3 protein-coding genes are annotated in these 13,175 nt (G+C 73.7%); all 3 read left to right on the top strand.

The window, feature by feature from the left end:
• Nucleotides 1–16 precede the first annotated feature (16 nt).
• On the top strand, nt 17–3,622 hold the full coding sequence (locus ABZ385_RS16070; protein WP_358911813.1) for a beta-ketoacyl synthase N-terminal-like domain-containing protein: 3,606 nt from the start codon (nt 17–19) through the stop codon (nt 3,620–3,622).
• Between the two features lie 78 nt (nt 3,623–3,700).
• Complete coding sequence (locus ABZ385_RS16065) at nt 3,701–9,700, top strand: amino acid adenylation domain-containing protein (RefSeq protein WP_358911811.1); 6,000 nt, start codon at nt 3,701–3,703, stop codon at nt 9,698–9,700.
• Nucleotides 9,697–13,053, top strand: coding sequence for an ACP S-malonyltransferase (gene fabD / locus ABZ385_RS16060; protein ID WP_358582994.1), 3,357 nt, complete (start codon nt 9,697–9,699; stop codon nt 13,051–13,053). Before ABZ385_RS16065 ends, fabD begins: the two co-directional genes overlap by 4 nt.
• Nucleotides 13,054–13,175 lie beyond the last annotated feature (122 nt).

Here is a 13,175-nt window from a genome sequence, read left to right as displayed (position 1 = left end):
AGGAGATACGAAGTCAATGTCGCCCCACGTCAAGCAGGCGCTGTCGGAACTCGCGGCCCGTGTCCTCGATGTCACCCCCGAGCGCGTCTCCGGTACGCCCTTCGATCAGCTGGGCCTCGACCTCGCCGCGGCCGTGGCACTCACCGAGGAGATCAACTCCCGGTTCGGCACCACGCTCCCGACCAGCGCGGTCAGCGAAGCCGGTGACCTCGACGGGCTCGTCGCACGCGTGTCGGACCGGCTCGCCCCCGCCACCCCGCCGGAGGCCGTCGCGGTGATCGGCATGCACTGCCGCACCGCGGGCGCGAACAACCCCGACGAACTCTGGCAGGTGATCGCCTCGGGCGAGGACCGCACCACCGAGGTCGACGACCCCGTGGCGCTCGCCCTGCTCGAGGAGCACTTCCCGGACGCCGCCGCGCCGCGCTACGGACGGATGGCCGACAGCGACCGCTTCGACCCGGCGTTCTTCCGCATCGCCCCGCGCGAGGCCGCCGCGATGGACGCCGCCCAGCGCGTGCTGCTCGAATCCTGCTACCACGCGCTGGAGGACGCCGCCCAGGACGCCTCCGCGCTGCGCGGCCGCGCGGTCGCCACCATCGTCGGCAGCACCGGCCTCGCACCCCAATCGGAGTACTCCGCGCACGCCCTGATGGGCGCCGACACCAGCATCATGGCGGCCCGCCTCGCCTACCAGCTCGACCTCAGCGGACCCGCGATGACGGTCGACACCGCCTGCTCGTCCTCGCTCGTCGCCGTCGACATCGCCCGCAGGCTGCTCCTCGACGGCGAGTCCGACCTCGCGCTCGCCGCCGGCGTGTACGTCGCCAACCACCCCGGGACCTTCGTCACCATGGAGGCCCTCGGCACCGTCTCGCCGGGCCGGGCCTGCCGCCCCTTCGACGCCGACGCGGACGGCATGCTCGTCGGTGAGGGCGTCGGCACCCTCGTCCTCAAGCGCCTCTCCGACGCGGTGCGCGACAACGACCGGATCCTCGGCGTCATCCGGGGCAGCGCCACCAACCAGGACGGCCGCACCTCCGGCATCACCTCGCCCAGCTCCGCCGCCCAGAGCGCGCTGCTGCGCGACGTCTACCGCCGCAGCAGCGTCGACATGGCCCGCCTGCGCTACGTGGAGGCGCACGGCACCGGCACCAGCCTCGGCGACCCGATCGAGGTGCACGGCCTCAACGAGGCGTTCGCGGAGTTCACCGACCGCAGGCGGTTCTGCGCCGTCGGCTCGGTGAAGGCCAACATCGGGCACACCATGGGCGCCGCCGGTGTCCTCGGCGCCATCAAGGTGCTGCTGTGCATGCGGCACGGCAAACTGCCCCCCGCGGCGAACTTCCGCACCGAGAACAAGCACGCCGACTTCGACGAGAGCCCCGTCTACGTCAGCCGCGAACTGGCCGACTGGGACCGCGAGGCCGATCAGCCACGCGTCGCCGGCGTCAGCTCCTTCGGCTACAGCGGCACCAACGCGCACATCGTCATCGAGGAGCACGTGGACACCCGCCCCGCGGCCCTGCCCACGCCCGAGCGCCGGATGGTCGTACCGCTCTCCGCCAAGAGCGGGGACCAGCTCCGCGAGAAGGCCGCCGCGCTGGCCGCCCACCTGCGCGCGGCCGAGCCGGATCGGCTCGCGCTCCGGGACGTGGCGTACACCCTGCAAGTGGGCCGCGAGGCGTTCGCCGAGCGCGTGGCCGTCACCGCCACGTCGACGGACGAACTGCTCACGCGCCTCGACGCGTTCGCCGACGGCGCCGCCGCGGTACCCGGCACCTACAGCGGCCGGGCCGCCGAACGCCGCCCCGCGACCCGCCCCGCCGGCCGCGACGTCGACGAGTACGCGGCGGCCTGGGTCACCGGAGCCCCGGTGGACTGGCCCCGCCTGCACACCGGCACCGCACCGCGCCGCGTCGCCCTGCCGGGACACCCCTTCGCCCGCGAGGTCTTCCCGCACGCCTGGGCCGACGGCACCGCCCAGGGCCCGGCGGACCGGGGCGGTGCCCGTGCGGCGTCGGCTGCGAACGCCGTGCCCTCCGTCCTCGCCGACCTCGACGCCGCCGCAGCCGAGCACCTGCGGTCCGACCCGGCCGCCGCGGACCTGGAAGCCGCGCTGCGCTCCGACGTGATGGTGCGCGAACTGACCGGCGTCTGCCGCAGGATGCTCTTCGCCTCGCTGCGCCGCATGGACGTCTTCGCGGCGGCGGGCGAGCGCTACACCGAGGCGGAACTGGTGAGCCGGCTCGGCGTCGTGGACGAGCACGCGGCGCTCTTCCACGGACTGCTCGGCGTCCTCACCGAAGGCGGCTACCTGCGCGCCGAGGGGGAGCACCTGCTCACCACCGACCTCGTCGCCGAACCCGGCCGGCTCACCTGGGACGAGAGCGAACTGGCCCGCCTCAAGCGCGAAGTGACCGCCGAGTACGCCGAGATGGACGGCTACTTCCACCTCCTGACGCTCTGCCTCGAAGAGATGCCCGACGTCCTCACCGGCCGCAAGAAGGCGCACGAGGTGCTCTTCCCCGGCGGCTCCTTCGACGCCGTGGAAGCCGTCTACCACAGCGACGGGGACACCAACGGCCTGGTGGCCGGGCTCGTCGCCCGCTACGTCCGGGCGCGGCGCGAACGCGACCCCGGGGCCACCCTCTCCGTCCTGGAGATCGGCGCAGGCACCGGCGGCACCACCGCCAAGGTGCTCCCCGCGCTCGACGCCTCCGACGAACGGCTCAGCTACGTCTACACCGACATCTCGCGCGGCTTCACCCAGTACGGGCGCAACCAGTACGGCAAGGACCACCCCTACGTCACCTTCGCGCCGCTGGACATCGAGTCGGCGCCCGTGGAGCAGGGCTTCGAAGCGGGCAGCCAGGACCTCGTCCTCGCCTGCAACGTGCTGCACGCCACCCGCCGCGTCGACGACACCCTGGCCCACGCCCGGCAGCTCCTGCGCCCCGGCGGCGTGCTCATCCTCCTGGAGACCACGCGGGCGCAGGACTTCTTCACCCTCACCTTCGGGCTGATGGGCGGCTGGTGGGCCTACGAGGACGACTGCCGCATCCCGGGCTCCCCGCTGCTCAGCGTCTCCCTGTGGCGCCAGGCCCTGGAGCGCGGCGGCTTCCGCGCGGTCCGCGCCCTGACGCCGGCCCCCGTGCGCGAGGACCAGGCGTACCAGGCCGTCGTCCTCGCGGAACTGGAGGGCGCACGGGAGGCGGGGGAGCCCGTGCGGGCGCTGCCCGACGCCCCGGCCCCGAGCGCCGCGCGCCCCGTGGCGCAACCGCCCGCCGAGACCGCCGAAGCCGGTGCGGCCGTCGCGGCGGGAGCGGCGGCGGGTGAGCCGTCCGGCGGCCCGCTCCAGGAGCTGGTGGCCGACGCGTGGCGCGACGTGCTCGGTGTCACCTCGGTCCGCCCCGAGGACGACTTCCAGGAAGTGGGCGGCGACTCGATCCTGGCGACCCAGATCATCTCCCGCCTCAAGAGCGGCTTCCCCATCGAACTCGACCTCGGTGAGCTGTTCCAGGCCCGCACCCTGGCCGACATGGTCGAGATGCTGGAGGCCGAGCTGATCGAGCGCATCGACGAGCTGCCCGAGGAGAGTGTGACCACCCTGCTCGCGTGAACCGGACCGTACGCCCGCCGCTCGCGTGAAACGGCGAGAGCAAGGACACCGCCGAGACCACCAAGGAGTTCCCCCGCAATGTCCCGCGAAGATCTCGCCACCTCGCGCAAGGCGCGGCTGTCCCCGCAGAAGCGGGCCCTGCTGGAGAAGCTCAGCGGCGCGGCCCGCACGTCCGGGACCACCCGCATCCCGCGCCGCCCCGCCGACGACCGCCCGCCGCTCTCCTACGCCCAGCGCCGCCTGTGGTTCCTGGACCAGATGGTGCCCGACAGCCCCGCGTACAACGTCCCGATGAGCTTCCGCGTCCGCGGGCCGCTGCGCCGCGAGATCCTGGAGCGGGCCGCCGAGGAGGTGGTGCGCCGGCACGAGTCGCTGCGCACCCGGCTGCCCAGCGAGAACGGCGAGCCGTGGCAGGAGATCGTGGACGACGTCAAGGTCCCCGTCGAACTCGTCGACCTCACCGACGACCCGGCGCGGCTCGACGCGCTGGTCTTCGAGGCGGGCCGCCGGCCCTTCGACCTGGCCACGGGCCCCCTCCTGCGCGTCACCCTCTACCGGCTCGCCCCCGAGCTGCACGTGGTCCTGCTCAACGCCCACCACGTGGTCGTCGACGGCTGGTCGCTCGGCCTGTTCTGGCAGGAACTCTTCACGCTGTACGAGGCGTTCGCCGCGGGCCGGCCCTCCCCGCTGCCCGAACTGGCCGTGCAGTACGCGGACTTCGCCGTCTGGCAGCGCGAGTACCTCTCCGGCGACCGCCTGGAGAACCAGCTCGCGTACTGGCGGCGCCAGTTGGGCGAGGGCACGGAGAACCTGGAGCTGCCCCTGGACCGGCCCCGGCCGCCCGTCCAGACCTTCGAGGGCGGCGACCTCAGGGACGTCTACCCGGCCGCCCTGCGCGACGAGCTGCAGGCCCTGTGCCGGCGCGAGGGCGTCAGCCTGTTCGTCGTGCTGCTCGGCGCGCTGAACGTCCTGCTGCACCGCTACACGGGCCAGAGCGGCATCCCCGTCGGCTCACCGGTGACCAACCGCACCCACGTCGACATCGAGCCGCTGATCGGCATGTTCGTGAACACCCTCGTCTACCGCACGGACATGGCGGGGGACCCCGACTTCCGCGAGGTGCTGCGGCGGGTCCAGGAGGTCGTCAACGGCGCCCAGCAGCACCAGGAAGTGCCCTTCGAGGTCCTGGTCGACGCCCTGCGGCCCGAGCGGTACCTGTCGCAGAACCCGCTGTTCCAGGTCTGCTTCAACTTCCTGCCCGCCCGGGAGCTGCAGCCGGGCGACGAGCTGGTCATCGAGGCCATCGAGGGCGTACGGATCGCCACCTCCAAGTTCGACCTGTGGATCAGCGTCGTCGACTGCGCCGACGAACTCCTGGTGGAGGTGGAGTACAACCGCGACGTCTTCGAACCGGCCACCGTGCGCCGCCTCATGGACGCCTTCCGCGTCGTCGTTGAGGCCGCGGCGGCCCGGCCCGACGTCGCCGTGTCCCGGCTGCCCGTGCTGCCCGACGCCGACCGCCGCAGGATCGTCGAGGAGTGGAACGACACCGCGAAGGCCTTCGACGGCGCCGAGCGCTGCCTGCACGACCTGATCGCCGACCAGGCCGCCCGCACCCCCGACGCCCCCGCGGTCGTCTTCGGCGGCCAAGAGGTGACGTACGCGGAACTGGACCGCCGCGCCAACCGCCTCGCCCACTGGCTGCGCGGCCGCGGCGCGGGCCCCGAACGCACCGTCGCCGTCTGCGCCGAGCGCTCGATCGAGCTGGTCGTCGCGCTGCTCGGCGTGCTCAAGTCGGGCGCCGCGTACGTCCCGGTCGACCCCGACCACCCCGCCCGGCGCCGCGCCTTCATGCTCGACGACGCCGCCCCCATGCTCGTGCTCACCCAGGAGCACCTGCGGGCCGGGCTGCCGCCCACCGAGGCGGAGGTGTGCGCCCTCGACGCCGACTGGGCCCGCATCGCCGAGGAGCCGGAAGGACCGGTCGCGCACGGGGCGGGCCCCGACACGCTCGCCTACATGATCTACACCTCGGGGTCCACCGGCGAGCCCAAGGGCGTCCTCAACACCCACCGCGGCATCGTCAACCGGCTGCTGTGGATGCAGGACCGCTACCGCCTGGACGCCACCGACCGGGTGCTGCAGAAGACACCGTTCAGCTTCGACGTCTCGGTGTGGGAGTTCTTCTGGCCGCTGCTGGCCGGCGCCACCCTCGTCGTCGCCGGCCCCGACGAGCACAAGGACCCCGCCAGGCTCGCCGAGGTCATCGGCGCCGAACGGATCACCACCGCCCACTTCGTGCCCTCGATGCTCCAGGTCTTCCTCGGCCAGGAGGAGGGCGCCGACGGCCTCGCCGGACGCTGCGCGGACCTGCGGCGCGTGGTGTGCAGCGGCGAGGCGCTGCCGTTCGCCCTCCAGGAGCGGTTCTTCGCCAAGCTGCCGGGAACCGAGCTGCACAACCTCTACGGACCCACCGAGGCGGCCGTCGACGTCACCGCCTGGCAGTGCGTGCCCGGCGACGAGCGCGGCGTCGTGCCCATCGGCCGCCCCATCGCCAACACCCGCGTCCTCGTCCTGGACGAACGGCTCAACCCCGTACCGGTCGGCGTCGTCGGCGAAGTGCACATCGGCGGCGTCCAGGTGGCCCGCGGCTACCACAACCGGCCCGAACTGACCGAGGAGCGCTTCGTCCCCGACCCGTTCGGCGCGCCCGGCGAGCGGCTGTACAAGACCGGTGACCTGGCCAGGCTGCTGCCCGACGGGGCGATCGAGTACCGCGGCCGCGCCGACTTCCAGGTGAAGGTGCGCGGCATCCGGATCGAACCCGGCGAGGTCGAGGCCGCCCTGACCCGGCACCCCGGCGTCCTGGACGCGGCCGTCGTCACCCGCGAGGACCCGCGCGAGGCGGGGCACAAGCAGCTCTGCGCCTACGTCGTGCCCGACACCGCGCCCGCCGCGCACGCCCCCGGCGACGACGAGGACCCGATGGCCGAGCGCGTCGCCGAGTGGGCCGAGGTCTTCGACCAGGCCTACGCGCGGGGCACGGGGGCGCGCGAGGCGGACTTCAACATCGTCAGCTGGAACAGCAGCTACACCGGTGAGCCGCTGCCCGCCGAGGAGATGCGGGAGTGGGTCGACGGCACCGTCGAACGCATCCTCGCCCTGCGCCCCCGACGGGTCCTGGAGATCGGCTGCGGCACCGGCCTGCTGCTCTCCCGCATCGCCCCGCACTGCGAGAGCTACCACGGCACCGACATCTCCTCGGCCGCCCTGGACTTCGTGCGCACCCGGCTGCTCGCCGAGCGCCCCGACCTCGCGGGCGTCACCCTCGCGCACCGCGCCGCCGACGAGAGCGCGCGGCTCGCCGAGGAGCCGTACGACGTGGTGATCCTCAACTCCGTCGCGCAGTACTTCCCCGACGGCGCCTACCTGCGCAAGGTCCTCGGCCAGGCCCTGGACAGCCTCACCGGGGACGGCGCCGTCTTCGTGGGCGACCTGCGCAACCTCGCCCTGCTCGACACCTTCCACACCGACGTCGAGCTGAGCCGCGCCACGGCGAAGCTCCCCGTCGGCCGCCTCCGCGGACGTATCGCCCGCCGGATCCGCCAGGAGCAGGAACTCCTCGTCCACCCCGCCTTCTTCACCGCCCTGCGCGAGGAGCGGCCCGCCATCGACGGCGTCGACATACAGCTCCGCCGGGGCCGCCACGACAACGAACTGACCCGCTACCGCTACGACGCCGTCCTGCGCGTCACGGCACGGGACCCCGCCCCCGACACGGACGTCCGCACCCTCGACTGGGCCGACGCCGCCGGCCTCGACGAGGTCCGCCGGCGCCTCGAACAGGAGCGGCCCGACGCGCTCGTCGTACGCGGCGTGCCCAACGCCCGCCTCGCCGCCGTCAACGCCCGGCGAGCCCTGCTGCGCGACAAGGACGCCGAGGAGATCGTCGGCGAACTCGTCCGCGACACCCCGACCGGCACCGCCGGCCACGTGGACCCCGAGGAGTGGTGGCGCCTCGGCGCCGACACCGGCCTCACCGTCACGGTCTCCTGGATGCCCGACACCACCGACGGCAGCTACGCGGTCCTGCTCAGCCGCACCGGCACCCACCACCTGGACCTGCCCGACCCCCGGCTGGCCGGCCCCCTGACGAACGACCCCGCCTTCGACCGCGCGGGCGCCGAACTGGTCCGCGACCTGCGCCGCTTCCTCAAGGACAGTGTCCCGGACTACATGGTGCCCGCCGCGTTCCTGGCACTGCGCACCCTGCCGGTCGGCGTCAACGGCAAACTCGACCGCGACGCGCTGCCGCCGGTGCCGGAACAGGGCGACACCGACGGCGCCGCCGCCGAGCCCACCACCCCCACCGAACACGTCCTCGCCGAACTGTGGGCGGAGGTGCTCGGCGTGGACGACGTGGGCGTGCACACCAACTTCTTCGAGCTGGGCGGCGACTCCATCCACACCATCCACGTCGTCGCCAAGGCCAGGCAGCGCGGCCTGGAGTTCGCCCCGCAGCTCGTCTTCCGGCACGGCACGATCGCCGCCCTGGCCGCCGCCCTCGACGAACGGGCCACCGCCGACACCACCGCCCCCGAGCAGCGGGCCGCCCCCGGACAGGACGCCGACGCGGCGCTGCGCGAGCTGTCCGAAGCACCCGGAGTGGTCGACGTCTACCCGCTCTCGCCCTTCCAGCAGTGGGCGCTCGGCGAGTGGCGCGAGCGCCCCGAGCCCGGCCTCTTCCTGGTGCACCGCATGCAGTTGCTCCAGGTCTCCGCGTTCAGCGAGGACGTCTTCGTCGACTGCTTCCGCCGGCTCATCTGCGAGCACCCGCTGCTGCGCACCACCTTCGCCTGGGACGGCCTCGCCGAGCCGGTGCAGGTGGTGCACGAGGACGCGACCCCGGAAACGACCTTCGCCGACTGGCGCGGCCTCGCGGGCCCCGAGCAGGACGCCCGCCTGGAGACCTACCTCGCCGCCGACCGGGACCGCGGCGTCGACCTCGGCACCGCCTCCGCACTGCGCTACCTGGTCGCCCTGCTCGACGCGGAGACCGCGCTCGTCGTGGTGAGCCTGAACTACTTCTGCCTGGACGGCTGGAGCTTCGAGATCGTCACCGACCGGCTCCAGGAACTGCTCGACGCGGCGGCCACCGGCCGCACCCCGGCGCCCGCCCCCGCCCGCCTGCCCTTCAAGGAGTTCGTCGAAGGCGTACGCGCCCTGCCCGCGCGGCCCGCCGAGGAGTACTGGCGGCGCGCCCTCGCCGGCCTGACCCGGCCGACCGCCCTGTCCGAAGGCGTCCGCGCCCTGCTGCCCGCACAGCCGGCCGAGAAGGGCTGCGCCCGCCAGATCATCACCCTCGACCGGGACACCACCCTCGGCCTGCGCCGCCTCTCCCAGCGCGCCCACCTCCCGCTCAACGCCCTGTTCCAGGGCGCCTGGGCACTGGTCAACGCCGCGTACACCGCCTCCGACGACGTCACGCACGGCGTGCTCCTCGCGGGGCGCTCCTCACCGGTCGCCGACCCCGACGCGCTCTCCACCATGGTGGGCCCCGCCTTCAACATCCTGCCGCTGCGCACCCGCCTCGACCGCGAGCGCGACGCCGGGTCCTTCCTCAAGGACGTCCTCGGCGCCCTCGTGGAGATGGGCGGCCACGAGACGACACCCCTGGACACCGTCCTCGGCTGGAGCGACCTGCCGCCCGGCACGCTGCCCTGCGAGAGCTACATCGTGTTCCAGAACGTCGGCGTGGACACCATGGAGCGCTCGGGCACCGCCTTCTTCGTCTCCAAGATGGGCTTCCCGCTGCGCCTCGACGTCTTCCCCACCAACGTCGTCACCGTGCACCTGTCCTACCACCGCGACCAGGTCACCGACGCCGCCGCCACCCGGCTCCTGCTCGGCCTGCAGAACGTGCTCGAAGCCATGCTCGACGGCCTCGCGGGGCCCGTGGGGGAACTCGCCGACGCCGCCCTGCGCGAGCGCGCCGCGCCGCCCGGCCTCGGCGTCTTCCACGAGGGCGAGTTCCGCGTCGCCGACATACGCGAACAGCAGGGCGGTGAACGCGCTTGAACCGCCCCGTCGTCTTCCAGTTCTCCGGACAGGGCTCGCAGTACAGCGGAATGGGAGCGGCCCTGTACGAGAGCGAACCGGTGTTCCGCCGCGTCATGGACCGCCTCGACGCGGCGGCGGCCGACGAGCTCGGCGAGTCCGTGCTCGCGGCCCTGTACGCGCCCGGCCGGGGCCGCGCCGAACCGTTCGACGACATCGCCTTCACCCACCCGGCGATCGTCATGGTCGAACTCGCCGCCGCCGAGACCCTCATCGCGGACGGCATCGAGCCCGACCTGCTGCTCGGCGCGAGCCTCGGCGAGTTCACCGCGTCCGTCCTCGCGGGCGTCCTGGACGCCGAGGAGTGCCTGCGGCTCCTCGTCCGCCAGGCCGCCGCGCTGCGCGCCGCGCCGGGCGGCGGCATGCTCGCCGTACTGGACGACGTGGCACTGCACGCACGCGTGCCGCTGCTGCGGGAGCGCACCGAGGTCGCCGCCCGCAACTACCCGGGGCACTTCGTCCTCTCCGGCGCGCACGAGGACCTGGTGGCCGCCGAGGAGGAGCTGCGGGCCCGCAAGGTGGTGTGCCACCGCGTCCCCGTCCCGTACGCCTTCCACTCGCGCCGGATGGACCCCGGTGAGCCGCTGTTCCGCTCCATCATGGCGGGGGCCGAGCTGAAGGCACCGCGGCTGCCCGTCGTCTCCTGCGCCACCGGCGGCGAGGTGGACCGCGTCACGGTGGACCACCTGTGGCGGGCGACCCGGCTGCCCATCGAGTACGCGGGAACGCTGGCCGCGCTGGAGCGGCGCGGCCCCTTCCAGTACGTGGACCTCGGCCCCTCGAGCACCCTGCACAACTTCACCCGCAACGGCCTGCCCGCGTCCTCGCGCTCCCGGTCGCTGCCGCTGCTGAGCCCGTTGGGCGACGACATCCGCTCCCTCGCCGCCGTGCGCGCCGCCGTACCGGCCACCCGGCGCCGGGCGCTCCCCGCACCCCCCGCACTCCCCGTATCCAAGGACGGCGTCATGAAGGTGTACGGATTCCCGGGCCAGGGCAGCCAGGCCAAGGGCATGGGCAAGGACCTCTTCGACGAGTTCCCCGAGCAGACCGCGCTCGCCGACTCGGTGCTCGGCTATTCGATCCGCGAACTGTGCGTCGAGGACCCCCGCCGCGAGCTGAAGCTGACCCGGTTCACCCAGCCCGCCCTCTACGTCGTCAGCGCCCTCGCCTGGCTGCGCGAGCAGCGCGAGAACCCGGCGCCGCCCGACTACTTCGTCGGGCACAGCCTCGGCGAGTACGTGGCGCTGTTCGCCGCCGGAGCCTTCGACTTCGAGACCGGGCTGCGCCTGGTCGCCCGCCGCGGTGAACTGATGAGCCGCGCCGACGGCGGACGCATGGCGGCCGTCCTCAAGTGCGACCTCGAAACCGTCGAGCGGGCCCTGACGGAGCACGGCCTGACCGCGCTGGACATCGCCAACCACAACGCCCCCGGCCAGTTCGTGCTGGCCGGGCCCACCGAGCAGATCACCGCGGCCAAACCGGTGTTCGAGGGGCTCGGCGCGCACTACGTCCAGCTCAACGTCAGCGCCCCCTTCCACTCCCGCTACCTGCGGGAGACCGCCGAGGAGTTCGGCCGCTTCCTCGCGGGCTTCACCCTGCGCGATCCCGCCGTGCCCGTCGTCGCCAACGTGGACGCCCGGCCCTACCGCCCCGGCGAGGTGGCGCGGCAGCTCGCCCGCCAGATCGCCTCGCCCGTGCTCTGGACCGACACGATCCGCTACCTCATGGGCAAGGGCGACTTCACGTTCGTGGAACTGGGGCCGGGGCGGGTCCTCGACAAGCTCGTCACGAAGATCAGGGCGGAGGCGGAGCCCCTGGTGATGGAGGCGGAGCCCGCGGTGGCGGAGGCGGAGCCTGTGACTGTGGCGGCGGGGCATGCGGCTGTGGAGGCCGAACCCGCCGTGGCGGAGGCCGAGCCTCCGGTCGTGCGGACCGAGCCCGTGGTGGTGGAGGCGCAGCCCGCGGTGGCGGAGGCGGAGCCCCCGGTCGTGGCGGGCGAGCCCGGGAGGGTGGAGCCCCGGGTCGTGGCGGCCGAGCCCGTCGGGACGCCGGACGGCGGTGGTCCCGCGACCCTCGGCGCCGCCGCGTTCCGGGAGCGCTACGGCCTGCGCTACGCGTACCTCGCGGGAGCCATGTACGGCGGCGTGTCCGGCGCCGACCTCTTGGTGCGGCTCGGGAAGGCGGGCGGGATGGGCTTCTTCGGCACCGCCGGGCTCCCCCTCGACGAGGTCGGGACGGGCCTGGACGCGGTGCGCGCCGGGCTCGGCGCCGACGGGCCCCACGGCGCCAACCTGCTGCACCAGCACACCGACCCCGACCGGGAGTCGGCCCTGGTCGACCTCTTCCTGCGCAAGGGCGTGCGCACCGTCGAGGCCTCCGGCTTCCTGCGGATCACCCCGGCCCTGGTCAGATACCGCCTCAGCGGCGGGCGGGTGCTCGCCAAGGTGTCGAGCACCGACATGGCCGCCGCCTTCCTCGCGCCCGCCCCACCCGCGCTCGTCCGCGAACTGGTCGACGCGGGCCAGGTCCGTGAGGACGACGCCGCGCGGTACGCGGACGTGCCGCTGGCCGACGACCTGTGCGTGGAGACCGGCTCCGGCTGGTACGACGCCGTCGGCAGCCTGACCACGCTGCTGCCCGCCGTGCTCCGGCTGCGCGACGCCGCGGCCGGACCGGGGCCGCGGGTGCACGTCGGCGCCGCCGGCGGCATCGGCAGCCCGGAGGCGGCCGCCGCCGCGTTCCTCCTCGGCGCGGACTTCGTGCTCACCGGGTCCATCAACCAGTGCACGCCCGAGGCGGACACCAGCACGGCGGTCAAGGACCTGCTCCAGTCCCTGGACGTCCACGACGTGGCCCTCGCGCCCGCCGCCGAGATGTTCGAACTCGGCGTACGCGCGCAGGTCGTCAAGCGCGGGGTGTTCCTGCCGGCGCGCGCCACGAAACTCCACGACCTGTGGCGCCGCCACGACTCGCTCGACGCCCTCGACGCGCCGACCCGCCGACAGATCGAGGAGAAGTTCCTGCGCGGCCCGCTCACGCCCGCCTCCCGGGCCGACGACCCCAAGCGGCGGATGGCCGACGCCTTCAGGAGCTACCTCGACCGCGGCTTCGAGCTGGCGCGCCGCGGCGAACCCGGCAGGACCGTCGACTACCTGATCTACTGCGGGCCCGCGATGGGCGCGTTCAACTCCTGGGCGCGCGGCACCGTCCTGGAGTCCTGGCAGTCGCGGCACGTGGATGCGATCGCCGAGCAGCTGATGACCGAGACGGCGGCACTGCTGCGCCGGCGCGCGGCCGCGTTCGCCGCGCTCTGAGCCGAACGGACCACCCGCCGAACGGACCGCCGCACGCCGAACGGGCCACCCGCCGAACCGCCGCACACCGGGCCGCAGCCGCACTCCGAGCCGAACAGGGCCGAGCAGCAAGGGAAGAGGGA

Origin of the sequence: Streptomyces sp. NPDC005898 (assembly GCF_040629635.1) — a bacterium.
GTDB lineage: Bacteria > Actinomycetota > Actinomycetes > Streptomycetales > Streptomycetaceae > Streptomyces.
The sequence above is the reverse complement of the archived record's forward strand: the minus strand, read 5'-3'. Positions and strand labels throughout refer to the sequence as shown.

Coding starts and splice junctions, on each gene's coding strand:
- ABZ385_RS16070 (WP_358911813.1), top strand. CDS start 17: ATGTCGCCCCACGTCAAGCAGGCGCTGTCGGAACTCGCGGCCCGTGTC.
- ABZ385_RS16065 (WP_358911811.1), top strand. CDS start 3,701: ATGTCCCGCGAAGATCTCGCCACCTCGCGCAAGGCGCGGCTGTCCCCG.